At 62.8% G+C, this 19,302-nt stretch carries 18 protein-coding genes; 2 read left to right on the top strand and 16 right to left on the bottom strand.

Features of this window, described 5'->3' with window-relative positions; genetic code table 11:
- Window positions 1–223: 223 nt before the first annotated feature.
- Window positions 224–409 carry a hypothetical protein gene (locus AAHK20_RS07190; protein WP_449180765.1) on the top strand — a complete coding sequence of 62 codons (186 nt, stop codon included), beginning with the start codon at window positions 224–226 and terminating at the stop codon, window positions 407–409.
- A gap of 339 nt (window positions 410–748) precedes the next feature.
- Here AAHK20_RS07190 and AAHK20_RS07185 read toward each other — a convergent pair whose 3' ends face one another.
- The 3 genes from AAHK20_RS07185 to AAHK20_RS07175 form a co-directional block, all read right to left on the bottom strand.
- A complete protein-coding gene (locus AAHK20_RS07185) occupies window positions 749–3,025 on the bottom strand; it encodes a primosomal protein N' (RefSeq protein WP_449180764.1) in 2,277 nt (758 codons plus the stop codon).
- 451 nt (window positions 3,026–3,476) lie between these two features.
- Window positions 3,477–4,565 carry a uroporphyrinogen decarboxylase gene (gene hemE / locus AAHK20_RS07180; RefSeq protein ID WP_449180763.1) on the bottom strand — a complete coding sequence of 363 codons (1,089 nt, stop codon included), beginning with the start codon at window positions 4,563–4,565 and terminating at the stop codon, window positions 3,477–3,479.
- A 239-nt stretch (window positions 4,566–4,804) separates the two neighbouring features.
- Entirely contained in the window at window positions 4,805–5,257 is a 453-nt protein-coding gene (locus tag AAHK20_RS07175) for an Hsp20/alpha crystallin family protein (protein WP_449180762.1), read from the bottom strand.
- A gap of 172 nt (window positions 5,258–5,429) precedes the next feature.
- On the opposite strand from AAHK20_RS07175, the gene AAHK20_RS07170 reads away from it, so the two are divergent.
- Window positions 5,430–6,221 carry a transporter substrate-binding domain-containing protein gene (locus AAHK20_RS07170; RefSeq protein WP_449180761.1) on the top strand — a complete coding sequence of 264 codons (792 nt, stop codon included), beginning with the start codon at window positions 5,430–5,432 and terminating at the stop codon, window positions 6,219–6,221.
- On the opposite strand, the gene AAHK20_RS07165 is transcribed toward AAHK20_RS07170, so the two are convergent.
- The 13 genes from AAHK20_RS07165 to AAHK20_RS07105 form a co-directional block, all read right to left on the bottom strand.
- Window positions 6,214–7,152 carry an alpha/beta hydrolase gene (locus tag AAHK20_RS07165; RefSeq protein WP_449180760.1) on the bottom strand — a complete coding sequence of 313 codons (939 nt, stop codon included), beginning with the start codon at window positions 7,150–7,152 and terminating at the stop codon, window positions 6,214–6,216. The two genes, AAHK20_RS07170 and AAHK20_RS07165, sit on opposite strands and share 8 nt — an antisense overlap.
- 28 nt (window positions 7,153–7,180) lie before the next feature.
- Window positions 7,181–7,672, bottom strand: a complete 492-nt coding sequence (locus tag AAHK20_RS07160) for a CoA-binding protein (protein WP_449180759.1) — start codon at window positions 7,670–7,672, stop codon at window positions 7,181–7,183.
- A 655-nt stretch (window positions 7,673–8,327) separates the two neighbouring features.
- Complete coding sequence (locus AAHK20_RS07155) at window positions 8,328–10,058, bottom strand: AMP-binding protein (RefSeq protein WP_449180758.1); 1,731 nt, start codon at window positions 10,056–10,058, stop codon at window positions 8,328–8,330.
- Window positions 10,059–10,296: 238 nt separating this feature from the next.
- Window positions 10,297–10,722 carry a F0F1 ATP synthase subunit epsilon gene (locus tag AAHK20_RS07150; RefSeq protein WP_136897603.1) on the bottom strand — a complete coding sequence of 142 codons (426 nt, stop codon included), beginning with the start codon at window positions 10,720–10,722 and terminating at the stop codon, window positions 10,297–10,299.
- 111 nt (window positions 10,723–10,833) lie between these two features.
- Window positions 10,834–12,228, bottom strand: coding sequence for a F0F1 ATP synthase subunit beta (atpD, locus tag AAHK20_RS07145; protein WP_449180757.1), 1,395 nt, complete (start codon window positions 12,226–12,228; stop codon window positions 10,834–10,836).
- A gap of 85 nt (window positions 12,229–12,313) precedes the next feature.
- Window positions 12,314–13,189 (bottom strand): F0F1 ATP synthase subunit gamma, encoded by an 876-nt coding sequence (gene atpG / locus AAHK20_RS07140; protein WP_449180756.1) that lies wholly within the window; start codon window positions 13,187–13,189, stop codon window positions 12,314–12,316.
- Window positions 13,190–13,285: 96 nt separating this feature from the next.
- The gene (atpA, locus tag AAHK20_RS07135) at window positions 13,286–14,827 is read right to left on the bottom strand and encodes a F0F1 ATP synthase subunit alpha (protein ID WP_449180755.1); all 1,542 of its coding nucleotides are present in this window, start codon (window positions 14,825–14,827) and stop codon (window positions 13,286–13,288) included.
- 49 nt (window positions 14,828–14,876) lie between these two features.
- Complete coding sequence (locus tag AAHK20_RS07130; protein ID WP_449180754.1) at window positions 14,877–15,416, bottom strand: F0F1 ATP synthase subunit delta; 540 nt, start codon at window positions 15,414–15,416, stop codon at window positions 14,877–14,879.
- 2 nt (window positions 15,417–15,418) lie between these two features.
- Window positions 15,419–15,889 (bottom strand): F0F1 ATP synthase subunit B, encoded by a 471-nt coding sequence (locus AAHK20_RS07125; protein ID WP_449180753.1) that lies wholly within the window; start codon window positions 15,887–15,889, stop codon window positions 15,419–15,421.
- 134 nt (window positions 15,890–16,023) lie between these two features.
- The gene (gene atpE / locus AAHK20_RS07120; RefSeq protein WP_007180033.1) at window positions 16,024–16,293 is read right to left on the bottom strand and encodes a F0F1 ATP synthase subunit C; all 270 of its coding nucleotides are present in this window, start codon (window positions 16,291–16,293) and stop codon (window positions 16,024–16,026) included.
- A 74-nt stretch (window positions 16,294–16,367) separates the two neighbouring features.
- Window positions 16,368–17,219 carry a F0F1 ATP synthase subunit A gene (gene atpB / locus AAHK20_RS07115; protein WP_449180752.1) on the bottom strand — a complete coding sequence of 284 codons (852 nt, stop codon included), beginning with the start codon at window positions 17,217–17,219 and terminating at the stop codon, window positions 16,368–16,370.
- A 124-nt stretch (window positions 17,220–17,343) separates the two neighbouring features.
- Window positions 17,344–17,874 (bottom strand): ATP synthase subunit I, encoded by a 531-nt coding sequence (locus AAHK20_RS07110; RefSeq protein ID WP_449180751.1) that lies wholly within the window; start codon window positions 17,872–17,874, stop codon window positions 17,344–17,346.
- A 281-nt stretch (window positions 17,875–18,155) separates the two neighbouring features.
- Window positions 18,156–19,298: an SLC13 family permease gene (locus AAHK20_RS07105; RefSeq protein WP_449180974.1), complete on the bottom strand. Its 1,143-nt coding sequence runs from the start codon at window positions 19,296–19,298 to the stop codon at window positions 18,156–18,158.
- Window positions 19,299–19,302 lie beyond the last annotated feature (4 nt).

The following is a 19,302-nucleotide window of genomic DNA, read 5'->3' as shown; positions in this document are numbered from 1 at the left end:
TCAAATTAAAAGGTGCAACCAAATATGGGTTAGGGTTGCACCCGACGTAAAGCCTTGATCGGCAAGGCTTACCGGGAAATGGCTCCGGCTGGGGCTCTTAGGGTTGCGCTCGGTATTTTCCCTGAGCGTAAATCGTTATCATCGCCCTCTTCGTGGGCAAAACCGTGCCGTTAACCCAGGAACGGGGTGTAGCGCACAGTGCGCAGCACGAAAGGAGAAGCAAATGGAGAAGTGGATTGTGATCGGCAGCATCTGGGCGATGTCCGTCGCGTGCCTGGTGCTGTTCGTGCGCGGCGCCTCGCCGGCGCATAACCGGGCGCTCGCCATGGCGCGCTCGCGCGAAGAACGCCGCCGCAAAGCCGAGCTCGAGAATCAAGGTCGGTCGTCCGCTGAGCCGAAGGGCACCTAAGCAAAAGAAAGCGGGAAGTGCGCAAGTCAGGGGGAGAACTGAGCGCACGTATCGTCGGGAGAGACCAGCTGGCCGTGCCAACGGCACAGACCACCCTCGGCGACGCTCGCACCAAACCCCGGACCAAAAAAGCGAGGCTCACAATGCTTTGCTCGAAAGAATGCCAGTTGTCCGCGCGGCACCGGCAGCCGCAACAACGGGGACGCAGGCCAACACCGGCCTGTGCGAGACCGCTCGCAACCCCTGCCCCCAGTTACGCCAACCGAGTGCGAACCCGTGCGCGGACTGCGCGCAACCGCCTGCGATATTGACCGCAACGCCTGCGGGAACGCGAAAACGCTAGATATCGAGCGGATCGACTTCGACGCTCCAGCGCAGCACCCCCTTTAACGCGCGCAACGCAGGCTGCCACGCGCGTAAGGTCGCCTGCAGCGCCTGGCGCGAAGCGCTTTCGAGCAGCAGCTGCGCGCGGTGGACATTCGCGACTTTGACGATCGTCATCGGCACCGCGTCATAGACGGTGACGCGCTCCGCCGCGGGAATCTCGGCGAGCGCGCCGGCAGCTTGCTGCAGGAACGCGAGCGCCGCTTCGAGCGTGCGTCCCTCGGCGCGCAACAGCGCCTGATAGACGAACGGCGGCAGATGCGCGTCGCGCCGCTCGGCGAGCGTCGAATTCGCGAAGCCGACGTAATCGTGCCGCCCGAGCGCGTGATAGAGCGCATGACGCGGATAGCGCGTCTGCACGAGCACTTCGCCGGGCAGCCCGGCGCGCCCCGCCCGGCCGCTGACCTGCATCAGTTGCGCGAACAGCCGCTCGCTCGCGCGGAAATCGTGCGAAAACAATGCCGTATCCGCGTTCAGCACACCGACCAGCGACACACGCTGGAAATCATGTCCTTTGGCGATCATTTGCGTGCCGACGAGGATGTCGACCTCGCCCGCGTGCACATCCGAAAACAATGCCTGCGCGCTGCCTTTGCGGCGCGTGCTGTCCGCATCGATGCGCAGCACGCGCGCGCCCGGCACCGCTGTGGCGAGCGTCTCTTCGACGCGCTGCGTGCCGCGGCCCAGCGGCGCGATATCGACGTTGCCGCATTCCGGGCACGAACGCGGAATGCGCGCCTCCCAGCCGCAGTGATGGCAGCGCAGCGCGCGCTCGGGCTTGTGGAGCACGACGTAGGCGCTGCAGCGCGGGCAACCGGCTACCCAACCGCACGCGTCGCACGACAGCGCCGGCGCATAGCCACGCCGGTTCAGAAACACGAGGCTCTGCTCGCCGCGCTCCAGCCGGCCCTTGAGCGCGGCGACGAGCGGCCCCGACAAGCCTTCGACCGACGCCCGTCCGCGCCGCCGCTCCTCTTCGAGGTCGATCAGCCGCACGGCCGGCAGCACCGCATCGGCGACCGCCCGGCGCGCGAGCGTGAGCCGCTTGTAGCGGCCCTGATCGGCCTGCCACCAGCTCTCGAGCGACGGCGTGGCCGAGCCCAACACAACCGGTATCTCGAGCTGCTTCGCACGCCAGACGGCGAGATCGCGCGCCGAGTAGCGCAAACCTTCCTGCTGCTTGTAAGCCGGGTCATGCTCCTCGTCGACGACGATCAACGCGAGCTTCGGCAGCGACGCCAGCACCGCGAGCCGCGTGCCGAGCACGATCCGCGCTTGCCCCAGGTGCGCCGCGAACCAGTTGCGGGCGCGCTCGCCTTCGGCGAGCCCGCTGTGCAGTGTCACGATCGCATCGTCGGGCAACGCCGCGAAACGCGCGCGAAAAGCAGCCTCGAACTGCGGCGTCAGGTTGATTTCGGGGACGAGCACGAGCGCCTGGGCATCGGGGCGCGCGTCGAGCAGTGCGGCCAGCGCGTGTAGATAGACCTCGGTCTTGCCGCTGCCCGTCACGCCGTGCAGCAGGAACGGTGCGAAGCCGTCGGCTGCGCCGATGGCATCGACCGCTTGGGCTTGCTCGTCGGTGAGCGTCGGGCGTTGGATCGGGAGCGGGTCGGGCGGCTCGGTGTTGACGAGGCGAGGTAGATCGCGCGCCGCGGCCGCATCGATCACCTGATGTTCGACCCAGCCGTCGGCCTGCCATGCTGCAAGCGTCGCAATCGCCTTCGGATGGATCGCTCGGGCCTCGGCGGCTTCGACCGATTCAGCGGCGGCAAGCGCTTCGGCCAGCCGACGCAGCGCGCTGGCGCGAGCGGGCAGCGCATCCGGCAACGCGGAACGGCCGGCGGCAGTCAGCCGGTAGCGTTCCTCCGGCGCGAACAGCCGCGCCCATCGCGACGCATCGCGCAACGCCTGCGGCAAGGCCGGCAGCGCCACCTCGCCCAGCCCGCGCTGGTAGTACTCCGCCGCGAACGCCGCGAGCGCGAGCCACTCGGCGGACAACGGCGGACAAGCCACGCATAGCGCTCCGGCATCGCGCAGCCGCTCGGGCGGCACGTCACTGTGAGCGGTCACTTCGCAAACGAGCCCCACCACGTGCCGCTTCCCAAACGGCACCTGCACGAGCGTGCCGGGTGCGGGCTGCGCCGACGGTTCGCCGCCTGACGGCTCGCAGCGATAGTCGAACAGCGTCGGCAGCGGATGATCGAGCGCGACGCGGACGAACACGCCGCTCACGCTGACGCGAGCCCCGAAGCGGCTGCCGTGCGGCGCGGATGCTGGACTGCGACACGCGGCGCGAACTTAAAGTAAAACATCACATTCGCCGCTAAGTTTTGGATTCTCATTAAGAATTGCCCGGTTGCCGCCCAGCCTGTGGATAACTTTGTTGAGAACTCGCCCGGCAAACGGTGGAAATGGCGCTACGACGCCATTCTGTGGGCCATCGCACACTCTTTCGGGATGCCGTCAAACCCTTGCCAGTCAAGGCCGGGAACTGCCTAAAGCACAGTTTTCGAGACAATGCCAGCGGCAAATCGCTCTACCGCGCCGCAACGTGCCAAATGTGTATAAGTCAAGTCTTGACAATCACAAGACGGCCGAACGGCGCGGCGCTGCGAGAGGGTTCCCCCTTAGGGGAAGAGCCCACCTTGGTGCATCGCAGCAAAGATTGTCATCGAGCCGACATTTACACGCCGGCCCGGATCGCGCGGCTATGCAGGTGCACCTCGTCGACCAATTCGGCGACATGCTCGGGCGGCGTGAATTGCGAGATGCCGTGGCCGAGATTGAAAACGTGGCCAGGATGGTTGCCGAAACTGTCGAGCACTTTGCGCGCTTCCTCGCGGATCGCCGCCGGCGGCGCGAACAGGACGTTCGGATCGATATTGCCCTGCAAGGCCACTCGCCCGCCGACGCGCTCGCGCGCCCGGCCGAGATTCACCGTCCAGTCGAGGCCCACGGCATCGACGCCCGTCGCTGCGATCTCGTCGAGCCACAGGCCACCGCCTTTCGTAAACGTGATCACTGGAACGCGTGCGCCGTCGTGCTCGCGCTTCAAGCGGCTCACGACCTGCTCGATGTAGTGCAGCGAGAAACGCTGGTAGACGCCGTCGGCGAGCGCGCCGCCCCAGGTATCGAAGATCATCACGGCCTGCGCGCCCGCTTCGATCTGGGCGTTCAGATACGCGGCAACCGCTTGTGCGTTCACGTCGAGAATGCGGTGCATCAGGTCGGGGCGGGCGTACAGCATCGACTTCACCGTGCGGAAATCGTCCGAGCCGCCGCCTTCGACCATGTAGCACGCGAGCGTCCACGGGCTGCCCGAGAAGCCGATCAGCGGCACGCGCTGGCGGCCTTCGCCATCGGTCAGCGCGCGGCGGATTTCGCGCACCGCATCGGTCACGTACGACAGCGTTGCGCCGATATCAGGCACCGCCAGCTTCGCGACGTCAGCCTCCGTGCGCACTGGGCGCGCGAACTTCGGGCCTTCGCCGACTGCGAAGTCGAGACCGAGGCCCATCGCGTCGGGAATCGTCAGGATGTCGGAGAAGAGGATCGCGGCGTCGAGCGGGTAGCGCTCGAGCGGTTGAAGCGTCACTTCGGTCGCGTAATCCGGGTTCTTCGCCAAGCCGAGAAAACTGCCGGCGCGGCTGCGCGTCGCATTGTATTCGGGCAGATAGCGGCCCGCCTGACGCATCAGCCAAATCGGCGTGTAGTCGGTCGGCTGGCGCAGGAGCGCGCGCAGGAAGGTGTCGTTCAGAAGGGTATGGGCCACGGTGGAGGCAACGAAAAGGCAGAAGAGCAAAGAGCGATTCTACCGGAGGCGGCTTGTCCGATCGTGCGAGATACGCGCAATAACGGGCCGCGCCGCCGCACTTTTTTGCTCCACGCTTTCGCCGCTGTCGCGGCGCTGCCGCATGCGCAGGGGCACAAAAAAGCCGGTGCGGCTCGTCGCCACACCGGCTTTCCGCGACCCGTTCGCGCCAGCGGCGGGCCCTCGATCACACCCCGCTCTTATTCGACCGTCAGCTGGCGCGTCTTGGCGGCCGCCTTTTTCGGCAAGGTCAGCGTCAGCACGCCGTTTTCAAACTTGGCGCGGGCATTCGCTTCATCGACCTCGTTGGGCAGCGCATAGCTGCGCGAAACCACCCCATATTGCCGCTCGCTGCGCAGCACGCGGAACTTCACCCCTTCCCCGCCGACGTTTTCGGTCGACGTCTCGCGCTTCAACTCCGCGCGTAGCGTGACCACGTTCGCGTCGATCGACACCTGGATGTCCTCTTTCCTCACACCGGGCAGATCCGCGAGCAACGTGAAGCCGGTCGCGTCTTCGCGCACTTCGGTGCGTACGTCGACGACAGGAGACGCTTCGCCCGGCACCTGGCCATGCACGGGGCGAATATAGAACCCAGGGGCAAAATCACGGAATAGTTCTTCAAACATGGAACGGCTGGTCAGCGACGACATTTCGAGCTCCTTTGAATTGGACACACGCGGAAACGCCGCGCGCGGGCATGCCGCGCATCGTTCAAGTGGAAAGCGTTCCGCCATGACAGAAAGATAGGGTGTGCCTTTCGATGTTCAAGGGGCAATACGCTCGGCTATGATCGACCCACCCAACCGACGCACGAGGAGACCCATGAAAAGAACCGCATTCGCCCTGCTGCTGAGCGTTGCCTGCGCCGGCTCGGCGCTCGCCCAGACGAACGGCGCCGCCGGCCAGTCCGCGGCGTCCCGGCTCGAACAGATCACCGCGCGCGGCACATTGCGCGTCTGCACGACGGGCGACTACAAGCCCTATTCGTTCTATCGCGCGGATGGCAGCTTCGAAGGCATCGACATCGACATGGCCGAATCGCTCGCGAAGTCGCTCGGCGTGAAAGCGGAATACGTGAAAACGTCGTGGTCGAACCTCATGAACGACTTCATCGCGAAGTGCGATATCGCGGTGGGCGGCGTATCGACGTCACTCGAACGGCAGAAGCGCGCGTTCTTCACGCAGCCCTACATGATCGACGGCAAGACGCCGATCGCGCGCTGCGCCGACGTCGAGAAATACCAGACGGTCGCGCAGATCGATCAGCCGTCGACGCGCGTGATCGTCAACCCCGGCGGCACCAACGAGCGCTTCGCGAAGCAGTATTTGCCGCACGCGACACTGACCGTCTACCCGGACAACGTCACGATCTTCAAGCAGATCCTCGCGGGCAAGGCCGACGTGATGGTCACGGATGCATCGGAGACGCTGTTGCAGCAAAAGCTCAACCCCGGTCTCTGCTCGGTGCATCCGGACAAGCCGTTTCAGTACGGCGAAAAAGCCTACCTGGTGCCGAGCGACGACGTCGTGTTCCAGCAGTACGTCGACCAATGGCTGCATCTCTCGCGTGCAACCGGCGAGTTCCAGACGATCTCCGACAAGTGGCTCAAGTGAGGAGCCCCGCCAGACGCTGCGCCGCCGTGCGCATCCACGCGCGCGCAGCCGCCGATTCGCTTTGCATCCGGCCGAAGGCGTGCGTCATGTCGGATGCTTCGATCCATTCGACGCGCCCGCCGTGCGCCTCCAGATATCGCGCGTAGAGGGCAGCGTCGTCGTAGAGCGGATCGTGCAGCGCGCCAAACACGACCGCCGGCGCAGGCACACGCTCCGACAGAGCCGTGAGCGGAAAAGCGCGCGGGTCGTCCTCGCGCGGGCGCGCGCCGGACAAGAACTGCGCCCAATACCAGCGCATCTCGTCGCGCGTCAGGCCCACGCCGTTCGCGTGACGCGTGTAGCTGTCTGTATCGAAGTCGAACTGCGTCACCGGATACAGCAGCAATTGCGCTTTCACGAGACCGGCGACGCGCTCGTTGAGCGTGCGCGCCGCGACAGTGGCGAGATGCGCGCCTGCGCTGTCGCCGGCCACGGCGAGTGTGTCGAGTGCGAAGCCGAGCCGCGCGCGTTGTTCGGCGAACCACGATAGCGCGTCGATCGCGTCGTCGACCGGCGCAGGAAACGGATGCTCGGGCGCGAGCCGATACTCGACGCTCGCCACTGCAAGGCCGCCGTCCGCCGCCAGACCGGCCGCGATCGAATCGTGCGTGTCGAGATCGCCGACGACCCAACCGCCGCCGTGAAAGTAGACGACGAGCGGCAACGGGCCCGTGCTCCCGGCAGGCCGATACATGCGTGCACGCAGCGTGCGTCCGGCGAGCGGCACCGTGATATCGACCGACTCGACGTCCGCGCGACGCGGCCTTGCGAAGCGGCGCCCCACGTCGGCCATGCGCTGCCGGCGCGTGTTCGCATCGGCGTCGAGAGGAAGTGGTGCGAAGTGCTCGGCGATAGCGGCATATAAATCGAGCAGCTGGGAATCGATCGTCATGGGTTTGCCTTTCGTGTCAGTCGCGGATTCACTCGACCAGTTGCCCCGGCACGCGCGGCGCCGGCGCATGCGCGCGATGCAACGCGCCGAACAAGCGTTCATGCTCGACTTTCACGCACACGTCCATCGCGACATCGAGCCCCGCGGCCGCGGCGAGCGCCGCCGCCTCATCGTTGACGACGCCCAGTTGCAACCACAGCGACTTCGCGCCGATCGCAACGGCGTCGGCGGCCACCGGGAGCACTTCCTCGGGGCGCCGGAAAACGTTGACCATGTCGATCGACACCTGCTCTTCGGCAAGCGCACGCGCGGCATCGGCAAGCGTCGCGTAGCAACGCTCCCCGAGCACGCCGGCGGAGTCGTTTGCATAAGCGGGATTGATCGGCACGATCCGGTAGCCGTGCGCCTGCATATAGGCGGCGACCGAATAGCTCGGCCGATGCGGACGGTTCGACAATCCAACCACCGCGATCACGCGATCGCGCTCCAGAATGTGCTGCAAAGTTACAGGCTCGTTCATCGTTGAATAATCGACGGAAAGATAGGTGTCTCGACATCCGGCGGCACGAACTCTATCGGCGGCTCGCTATCGAGCGGATTCGTCCGCATATTCGGCGATCTCCGTGTCGCGCGGCTACGTTTCTTGAATGGAAGATTGGCCGATGCGAGCCGGTCTGTCACGACTCGTTTGGAAATCGGTAAGAATATCTTATTAAGCGTTTGCCGATGGCAAAAAATCCCGGGGAGCCTTATCCGGCGGGCGTTACAACCTGAAACACTTTGTTACCGCGTCCTGAAAGCAATTCGCCCACAATGCCCTTCAACGGTTTCAACACGGATGTGGCGGCAGTGCAAAGTGTGAGCGGATACGATGCACTTAAGCCGGTCGGCCTCGCGCCGAATCCCTCCCCGGGGGCATCCCTGCTGGAGCCGTTATCGGCGCAATGCGTCAATCCAGTCGGTTCCTACATTGGTCTCCTCGCGCTAACCCCGTAGCGTGTGGTTTTTAGCGGGCTCCAGGCCCGCTTTTTTTTCGCCCTCTCTCTTTGCAAACGCCCCAGAACACTTAGGTGTTCCGTCTATATGTGACGCAGCGCACATTCGGCGTGGCAACCGCTCTCCTCCATCGAAGTCGAGCAATTGCCGGACCTGGCGTGTGCGTGCCTTTGCGTGCTTTACGCCGTCGGTGGCGTCGACAGCTTCAGTTCGTCAATCATCCGTTCGCGCATGACGAATTTTTGCACCTTGCCCGTTACCGTCATCGGCATTTCGTCGACGAAGCGGATATAGCGCGGCACCTTGTAATGCGCGATCTGGCCGCGGCAGAACTCCGTCACTTCTTCGGCAGTCATCGATTCGCCGGCGCGCAGCGTGATCCATGCGCAGATCTCCTCGCCGTATTTCGCATCCGGCACGCCGAACACCTGGACGCTCTGAATCTTCGGATGCCGAAACAGAAATTCCTCGATCTCGCGCGGATAAACGTTTTCTCCGCCGCGAATCAGCATGTCCTTCAGGCGGCCGACGATGTTGCAGTAACCGTCGGTATCGATCGTCGCCAGATCGCCCGTGCGCATCCAGCCGTCGACGATGGATTCGCGCGTGCGCTCTTCGTCGTCCCAATAGCCTTGCATCACGGAATAGCCCTTGACGTACAGCTCGCCGGTCTCGCCGACCGCAACGATTTGACCGGAAGGATCGACCACCTTCGCTTCGAGATGGGGCTGAATGCGGCCGACCGTGGATGTGCGTTTCTCGACTGGGTCGGCCGTCGAGGTTTGAAACGACACCGGGCTCGTCTCGGTCATGCCGTAGGCGATCGTGATTTCCGACAGGTGCATCTTCGACATCACGCGCTTCATCGTTTCGATCGGACACGGTGCGCCGGCCATGATGCCGGTGCGCAGCGACGTCAAGTCGAAGTTTCCGAAGTCCGGGTGGTCCAACTCGGTGATGAACATCGTCGGCACGCCGTGCAACGCGGTGCAGCGTTCATCGGACACCGCTGCAAGCGTTGCGCCGGGGTCGAACGCCTCGCCGGGAAACACCATCGCCGCGCCGACCGACACGCATGCGAGCACCGCCAACACCATGCCGAAGCAGTGATACAACGGCACCGGAATGCACAGCGAATCGGCTTCGCTCAAGCGCATCGCCATTGCGATATGACGCGCGTTGTTGACGACGTTCCGGTGGGTGAGCGTTGCGCCCTTCGGATTGCCAGTCGTGCCGCTCGTGAACTGGATGTTGATCGGGTCATGCGCCGAAAGCGTCGCACCGATGGCATCGAAGTTCATGCTGTCGCGCGCGACGCGTCCCGTCTCAACCAGCTCCGAAAAGCACAGCATGCCGGCGGTCTCGGTATCGCAGGTCCGAACCACCGTGCGCAAATGCGGCAGGCGTGCGATATGCAGTTCTCGCGGCGACTGCTGCGCGAGTTCCGGCGCGAGCGTTTGCAGCATCTCGACATACATCGAAGTCTTGAAGCGCTCCGCGCAAACGATCATCTTGCAGCCGGACTTGTTCAGCGCGTACTCGAGCTCGGAGAGCCGATAGGCGGGATTGACGTTGACGAGCACGGCGCCGATGCGTGCCGTCGCGAACTGCGTCAGCAGCCACTCGACGCGATTCGGCGACCAGATGCCGACACGATCCCCTTTGACGATCCCAAGCGCCGCGAACCCGGCCGCGACAACGTCGACTTCGTCGGCAAACTCCTGCCAAGTCCAGCGAATGCCCTGCTCGCGAAACACGACGGCCGGCCGATCCGGAAAACGCCGCGCGGTGTCGCGCAGAAACTGCCCAATCGTCGCCTCGGACAGCGGGATCTCGGTGGAACCGCGCACATAGGACATGCCGTCGACCGGCACGATGAGCGCGCCGCCGCCTGGGACTTGCGTTGCCATGGTTGTCTCCTGTGTCGGCCAGAGGTGAGCTTTTTGGGAATAAGTATCGGCCGTCATTCTGCCACCCGGGGATGACAGTGCGACATCAAGTCTTTCCCGCAGCATACGCTCGCCTGCGATTGCACCTTCGCGCTAAATGCGGAGCTTTGCATGGGACTCAAGTCAGCACTGAAGCGCTAACTTGGGTCGAAAAAAAAGCAGCCCGAAGGCTGCTTTTTCTCTTGCGACAGAAAGCGTATCAGCGTTGGCCGCGCAGTTTGCGCAGACGCTCGATCGCCGCGAGCTGAGCCGTTGCGTACGCGAGTTCCGCTTGCGCGGTCGCGTACTCGAGATTCGAGCCCGAGTTCTGCAGCGCCTCTTCCGCACGCTTGCGAGCCTGCTCGGCCTTGGCTTGGTCGAGGTCCGCACCGCGAATCGCCGTGTCGGCCAGCACCGTCACCGCGCCCGGCTGCACTTCGAGAATGCCGCCCGCGACGAACACGAACTCTTCCTCGCCGTTCTCAGCCTCGATGCGCACCGCACCCGGACGAATCCGCGTGATGAGCGGCGTGTGGCCCGGCAGAATGCCGAGCTCGCCCGCCTCGCCCGGCAGAGCGACGAATTTCGCCGGACCCGAGAAGATCTGCTCTTCCGCGCTGACGACGTCTACTTTGATGGTTGCCATATCGACTCCTAAGGCAGGTTGAACGTATTACGAGGGCGCCTGCACGGCGTATCGATACATCACACGTATCAACACGCGCGAGACTGGCGCCCGCCGCGTTACACCCGACCTTTACTGGATCTTCTTGGCCTTTTCGAAGGCTTCGTCGATCGTGCCGACCATGTAGAACGCCTGTTCCGGCAGGTGGTCGCACTCGCCGTCGACGATCATCTTGAAGCCGCGGATCGTTTCCTTCAGCGGCACGTACTTGCCCGGGGAGCCCGTGAACACTTCCGCGACGTGGAACGGCTGCGACAGGAAACGCTGGATCTTACGCGCACGCGCGACCGACAGCTTGTCTTCCGGCGACAGTTCGTCCATGCCCAGAATCGCGATGATGTCGCGCAGTTCCTTGTAGCGCTGCAGCGTTTGCTGCACGCGGCGCGTGATCGAGTAGTGCTCTTCGCCGATCACGTTCGGGTCGATCTGGCGCGACGTCGAATCGAGCGGGTCCACGGCGGGGTAGATACCGAGCGAAGCGATGTCACGCGACAGCACGACGGTTGCGTCCAAGTGGCCGAAGGTCGTAGCCGGCGACGGGTCGGTCAAGTCGTCCGCAGGGACGTACACGGCCTGCACCGAGGTGATCGAGCCGGTCTTGGTCGACGTGATGCGCTCTTGCAGCTTACCCATTTCTTCAGCCAGCGTCGGCTGATAGCCCACCGCCGACGGCATACGGCCGAGCAGTGCCGACACTTCGGTACCGGCCAGCGTGAAACGGTAGATGTTGTCGACGAAGAAGAGAACGTCGAGGCCTTCGTCACGGAAGTGCTCGGCCATCGTCAGGCCGGTCAGCGCCACGCGCAGACGGTTGCCCGGCGGCTCGTTCATCTGGCCGTACACGAGCGCCACTTTGTCGAGAACGTTCGAGTCCTTCATTTCGTGGTAGAAGTCGTTCCCTTCACGGGTACGCTCGCCCACGCCCGCGAACACGGAGTAACCGCCGTGTTCCTTCGCGATGTTGTTGATGAGCTCCATCATGTTGACGGTCTTGCCCACGCCTGCACCGCCGAAGAGACCCACCTTGCCGCCCTTCGCGAACGGGCAGATCAAGTCGATAACCTTGATGCCGGTTTCGAGCAGTTCCGTCGACGGCGACAGCTCGTCGAACTTCGGAGCCTTCTGGTGGATCGAGCGCGTCGTTTCGCTCGTGATCGGGCCAGCTTCGTCGATCGGACGGCCGAGCACGTCCATGATGCGGCCGAGAGTCGGCTTGCCGACCGGCACGCTGATCGGCTTCGCGGTGTTCTTCACCACGACGCCGCGGCGCAGGCCGTCCGATGCGCCCAAACAAATCGTGCGCACGACGCCGTCGCCCAGCTGCTGCTGAACTTCGAGGGTCAGTTCCGTGCCTTCGAGAATCAGGGCATCGTAGACCTTCGGCATGCTCTCGCGCGGGAATTCCACGTCGATCACCGCGCCGATGCACTGTACGATCTTGCCTTCTACCAAAGCAGTTGTACTCATCGCTTTTCCTTTAGATACTCAATTCTTCACTCGCGCAAAGGCGCAGTTACCGAGCTATTCGCTACGTTGCGGCCGATCGCTACGATCAGACCGCCGCGGCGCCGCCGACGATTTCCGACAGTTCTTTCGTAATCGCAGCTTGGCGGCTCTTGTTGTACGACAGCTGAAGCTCGTTGATCACCGTCTTCGCGTTATCCGACGCGGCCTTCATCGCGACCATCCGCGCCGACTGCTCCGACGCCATGTTCTCGGCCACTGCCTGATACACGAGTGCTTCGACGTAACGCACGAGCAGCTCGTCCACGACTGCCTGCGCATCCGGCTCGTAGATGTAGTCCCACGAAGAGTTCGGCGTCGTCTCGTCGCGCTCGAAGTGCTCCGCCGACAGCGGCAGCAGCTGCTCGATCACCGGCTCTTGCTTCATCGTGTTGATGAAGCGCGTGTACGCGAGGTACACCGCCGAAACCTTGCCTTCCGAGTACAGGTCGAGCTGAACCTTCACCGCGCCGATCAGCTTCTCGAGGTGCGGCGTATCGCCCAGCTGCACCACGTTCGACACGACCTTCGCGCGCAGGCGGTTCAGGAAGCCGAGGCCCTTGTTGCCGATTGCCGTCGCTTCGACCGTCTGCCCCTTGCCTTCCAGCTCCTTGAACTTCGCCAGCGATGCACGCATCACGTTCGTGTTCATGCCGCCGCACAGACCCTTGTCGGTCGTGACGAGGATGATGCCTGCCGCCTTCGCGCCCTCGTTCTCCACCATGAACGGGTGACGGTACTCGGGGTTCGCGCGGCTCATGTGCGCAGCGATGTCGCGGACTTTCTCGGCGTACGGACGAGCGGAGCGCATGCGCTCCTGGGCGCGGCGCATCTTCGATGCGGCGACCATCTCCATCGCTTTCGTGATCTTGCGCGTGTTTTGCACGCTCTTGATCTTGCCGCGAATTTCCTTCATTCCAGCCATTGCTTGCTCCTTGATCCTTGATCGAAGCGGCGCGGGCTCAACCTCTGCCGTACGCGCCGCTTCAACATCCGTTTTTGATTAGCGGATCACGCTGGATCAGTAAGCGCCCGACTTCTTGAAGTCCTTCAGAGCGGCGTGAAGCGCGCCCTCGTCGTCCTTCGAGAGGTCCTTCGTATCTTCGATGCGCTTGATCAGGTCGGCATGGCTCGTCTTCAGGAATTCGCGCAGGCCCTTTTCGAACGGCAGCACGTCCTTCACTTCGAGGTCGTCGAGGTAGCCGTTATTGGCCGCGAACAGCGCGACGGCCAGCTCCCACACTTGCAGCGGCTGGTATTGCGGCTGCTTGAGCAGTTCCGTCACGCGGCGGCCGCGCTCGAGCTGCTTGCGGGTGGCTTCGTCGAGGTCCGATGCGAACTGCGCGAACGCTGCCAGCTCACGGTATTGCGCCAAGTCGGTACGGATACCGCCGGAGAGCTTCTTCACGACCTTCGTCTGCGCCGCACCGCCCACACGCGACACCGACACGCCGGCGTTAATTGCCGGGCGGATACCTGCGTTGAAGAGGTCGGTTTCCAAGAAGATCTGGCCGTCGGTAATCGAGATCACGTTCGTCGGAACGAACGCGGTCACGTCGCCGGCTTGCGTTTCGATGACCGGCAGTGCCGTCAGCGAACCGCTCTTGCCCTTCACTTCGCCGTTCGTGAACTTCTCGACGTACTCTTCCGAGACGCGAGCCGCACGCTCGAGCAGACGCGAGTGCAGATAGAACACGTCGCCCGGGTACGCTTCACGGCCCGGCGGACGGCGCAGCAGCAGCGAGATCTGACGGTACGCCCAAGCTTGCTTGGTCAAATCGTCATAGATGATCAGCGCGTCTTGGCCGCGGTCACGGAAGTATTCGCCCATCGTGCAGCCGGCGTACGGTGCGAGGTATTGCATCGCAGCCGATTCCGAAGCCGAAGCGGCGACGACGATCGTGTATTCCATCGCGCCCGTTTCTTCGAGCTTGCGCACCACGTTCATGATCGACGAAGCCTTCTGGCCGATCGCGACGTAGATACAGATCAGGTCCTTGCCCTTCTGGTTGATGATCGCGTCGACAGCGACTGCGGTCTTGCCGCACTGGCGGTCGCCGATGATCAGCTCGCGCTGGCCGCGGCCGATCGGCACCATCGAGTCGATCGACTTCAGACCCGTTTGCACCGGCTGCGACACCGACTTACGCCAAATCACGCCCGGCGCGATCTTTTCGATTGCGTCAGTCAGTTTCGCGTTGATCGGGCCCTTGCCGTCGATCGGGTTGCCGAGCGCGTCGACCACGCGGCCAACGAGTTCCGGACCCACCGGCACTTCGAGAATGCGGCCCGTCGTCTTGACGATGTCGCCTTCGGAGATGTGCTCGTATTCACCCAGAATCACGGCGCCGACCGAGTCGCGCTCGAGGTTCAGTGCGAGACCGAACGTGTTGCCCGGGAATTCGAGCATTTCGCCTTGCATCACTTCCGACAGGCCGTGGATGCGCACGATACCGTCGGTCACGGAGATCACGGTGCCTTGGTTGCGAACGTCTGCGCTCGCTTCAAGGCCCTGGATCCGGCTCTTGATCAGCTCGCTGATCTCAGAGGGATTGAGTTGCATTATTCGCTCCTGATAGTCAATTCTGTTGCGTGCCAGCCGCGTATGCGCTTCAGGCGGTCAGTGCCGTCTGCATGCTGGCGAGCCGCGCGCGGACCGAGGTATCGAGCACTTCGTCGCCCACCGTCACGCGCACGCCGCCGATCAGCGACGCGTCGACTTCAACCGACGGTTTCAGCTTGCGCTTGAACTTGCGTTCGAGACTTGCGACGAGGTCGTTCAACTGCTCGCCTTCGAGCGGGAATGCGCTGACGATCAGTGCATCGGCCGCGCCCTCGCGAGCGTTCTTCAGTTCTTCGAACTGCGTGGCGATTTCCGGCAGCAGCGAAAGCCGATGGTTGTCGATCAGCATCTGCACGAAATTCTTCGCCTGCGGGGTGTCCTTGGTCGGCGACTTGACCGCAGCCAGCAGCAGATCGCCGACTTGGGTACGGCTCACTTTCGGGCTCGCGGCGATCGACAGCACCTCGGGCAGACGCGCAACCTGTGCCAGCTCCTGCACGAGAGTGGACCAGGCGCCGACGTCACCGCCTTCGGCCACGCGGAACAGCGCTTCTGCGTACGGACGGGCAATGGTTGCAAGTTCGGCCATGATCAGAGCTCGGCTTTCAGTTGATTCAGCAGTTCGGCGTGGGCCTTTTGATCGACTTCGCGCTTCAGGATCTGCTCGGCGCCCTTCACGGCCAGCGTGGCGACTTCGCCGCGCAGCGCTTCGCGTGCTTTGACGATCTGCTGGTCGGCGTCGGCCTTCGCTTGCGCGATGATGCGTGCGGCTTCGGCTTGAGCGTTCGCCTTGATTTCGTCGGCGACGGAGAGTGCGCGCTTCTCGGCGTCAGCGATGCGCTGCTGGCCGTCGTTGCGTGCTTGAGCGAGTTCCTGGTCGACGCGCTTGTGCGCGGCTTCGAGTTCCGATTTGCCCTTCTCGGCTGCAGCGAGACCTTCGGCGATCTTTTTCGAGCGCTCGTCGAGGGCATTGACCAACGGCGGCCACACGAACTTCATCGTGAACCACGCGAGGATCAGGAACACGACCATCTGCGCAAACAGGGTTGCGTTGAGATTCATGGTGTTTCCTTAAATGTTGCTATGCACGGAAAGATGAAACGGTAAGGCGCTCATCGACATGGATTCGATCAGCGCCCCAGTACCCGTTTCGCCCTGCGCCATGAAAAGGAGTTGGCGCAAACTTCCGAGGAACCTCAGCCTGCCAGCTTCGACAGCAGCGGGTTCGCGAACGCAAACAGCATTGCCACACCAACGCCGATCAGGAACGCCGCGTCAATCAGACCAGCCAAGAGGAACATCTTGGTTTGCAGCGGGTTCATCAGTTCCGGCTGACGTGCGCAAGCTTCAATGTACTTGCCGCCCATCAGGCCGATACCGATACAGGCGCCGATTGCACCCAGGCCGATGATGATGCCGATACCGATGGCGGTCAGACCTTGGATGTTGGCGATGAAAGCTTGCATGATCACTCCTTTGTGAAAAGACTTTTTAAAACCAGGATTTAAGAAACGAAACGAACTTGAAACTCTTTACGCGCTTAGTGCTTGTCGTGTGCTTGACCGATGTACACCAGCGTCAACATCATGAAAATGAATGCTTGCAGCAGAACGATCAGGATGTGGAAGATTGCCCAGACACTGCCTGCGATCACGTGGCCAATGAAGCCAAGCACCGAGGTGTCCGCGCTGAACGTCCACATGCTGCCGAGCAAGGCGATCAGCAGGAACAGCAGTTCGCCGGCGTACATGTTGCCGAACAGCCGCAGCGCCAGCGACACGGTCTTGGCGACGTACTCGATGAGGTTCAACGCAAGGTTCGGAATCCACAGCAGCGGATGCGCGCCGAACGGAGCCGACAGCAGCTCGTGCAGGAAGCCGCCCGGGCCCTTGATCTTGAGGTTGTAGTAGATCATCAGCGCGAACACGCCGAGTGCGATGCCGAAGGTGCCGTTCAAGTCGGCCGTCGGCACGATGCGGTGGTGCGGAATGACCGCCGACAGACCCAGCCAGCCAATCACGCGGCCCGGCAGATCGACGGGGAGAAAGTCGAGGGAGTTCATCAGCGCGACCCAGACGAACACGAACAGGGCCAGCGGTGCGATGAAGGTGCGGTTGCCGTGAACGATCGCCTTCGATTGGTCTTCGACCATCTCGACGAGCATTTCGATCGCGCACTGGAAGCGGCCCGGTACGCCGGGGGTCGCTTTGCGCGCGGCAAGACGCAGGATGAGGATCGTCACGAGACCGCAGACGATCGACCAGAACAGCGTGTCGAGATTCCATACGTGGAAGTCGACGACCGACGTCTGGTGCGACGTGGAGAGGTTCTGCAAGTGGTGCGCTATGTATTCGGACGGATCCATACCGCGCGTTCCTTCGCTAGCTGCCATATCGTTAATGCCACCCAAATTGTCGAAAATCTTTCGGTGCTCGCGCCCGCCGCAAGAGTGCGTTGCGGGAACTCGCTGGCGCAAGCGATCTCATAATCGTGCGCCGTAATCGGACTCAACCAGCTCAGCGCCAGGCCAACGCAATCCAGTACGTCTTCAGCGCGATGAGATAGGTCACGAGCAGCGGCAACCAGCGCACGTCGTGATACCAGTACGCGATCGCCACGAACATCGCGACCGTCGCTCCCATCTTGAGCGCTTCGCCAATCATCCAGCTCAGGATGGTTGCGCCGCCGCCCAGCTTCCTAAGACGTGCCGCGAACAATGCGCTCGGCACCCAGCAAATCGCTCCCCCCAGGAACGCCGACAGCGCAGCAGCGCCCGGCGGCTTATAGAACAGCCACCAAACCAGCGTAGCAACCAGGGACAAAACCATTTGCGCAACCACGACCTTGAAAGGCGTGACGCGCGATGGACGACTCACATTCGGACCAAACAGCTTCTCTGCTTCAGCCCGCGAGAGCGGAACGATGTTTTTATCTTGCTGCTCGGCATCCCACGCATCGTCAGCCCATTCCTGCTGACCGTTGGCCGCTTCGGAGGCGGTGCGCTGTGCGTGTTCTTCGTGCCTGTCATTCGGCGCTCGACCCGCCATCGCAGTGTTCCGCAAAGTCCATTTTGGCCCGTGTCTTTCGTGACGCTTACGGGGTTGCCTAGCTAATAAATCCGGGCGATTGTAAGCGATAGTTGCAGGTGATTCAAGACTTTAGGCGCGCCAAAACCCGGCGCGTAAGGGAGCTTCGCGGGGTTTGGAAAACAGTCTGTCTATAGGACGGGCGCGTCGAATGTAAGACGGCCGGGCGCGGCGCGGGCTTATCGCTTATTGACTTGAGTCATCGGGGCGGCGAGGTATATCGAAATGTCGTTTATAACGTGTCAAAAATGCGACAACACCCATCCGCCGATTACGCCGCCAACGATCCAGAACGGAATTGAGAAGGCATGGAACTGAGACCACATACCGCGCCTCTTGGCCAGCCTGACAGCGATCAGGTTCGCGAGTGAGCCGATCGCTATACCAAAACCGCCGACGCTGACGCCAAACGCGAGCGAGCGCCAGTCCTTTGTGAATTCGGCGAGCATGATCGCGGCCGGCACGTTGCTGATGCCTTGCGACAGCACCATCCCCGCCACGTACGCGCGCTGCGGCGTATCGAGGCCGATGTGCTCGATCGTCTCTTGCACCCACGGCAAGGCCGCGACGCTGCGCAGAACGATGAACATGAAGACGAAAATCAGCAGCAGCAACCAGTCGATTTTCAGGACCGCGTCGCGTCGCCAGATCAGAAAGCCGCCCGCGACGCCGATCAGTCCAATGCCGGCATGATGCGAATCCGCAAGCAGGACGAACGCGGCAAAGAGAACGGCTGCGACGCCCGCGAATGCGCGATCGACGGGCTGCACGACGGAGTCTTGCGAGAGGTCGAGAGGCCGCGCCTTGAACGAGACAGCCGTCACTGCATACAGCATCGCCATCATCAGGGCGCATAACGGCGCGAGCGCCCACACGAAGCCCCCGAACGAAACGCCGCTTAATTGCCAGAGAAATAGGTTCTGTGGATTTCCGAACGGAGTCAGGATCGACCCGGCATTGACGGCCAGCGCGACAAAGATGACGAGACGCTTCAGCGGTAACGGTGTCAGCTCGTTCAGCGATAGCACGAGCGGCACCACGACGAAGAGCGCGACATCGTTGGTCAAAACGGTCGACAGCGCCGCCGCCAGCGTCACAAGCCAGTACGCGAGCGCTCGCTCGGAGTGGACATGATGGACGACGCGGTGCGCGAACCAAGTTAGGGTTCCTGATAATTCGAGCGCTTTGGTCAAAATCAGGAGTCCTGCCAGGGTCAGCACGGTTTGCCAGTCGACGAGCCCCGGCAGCGACGTCCAGGGACGCGGATGGAATGCTTGGAGAAAGGCGAGCGCGATCAGCAGCAGCGACAGCACAGGCTCTTTGGCAACGAGCGCCAAAAGCCTGCGCGGCCAACTCAATCGAACGCTTCGAGATTCATTGGCGATAGGC

This window comes from Trinickia camelliae (assembly GCF_053525655.1).
Note: the sequence above shows the minus strand (reverse complement) of the source record. Positions and strands in the feature narration are given on the sequence as shown.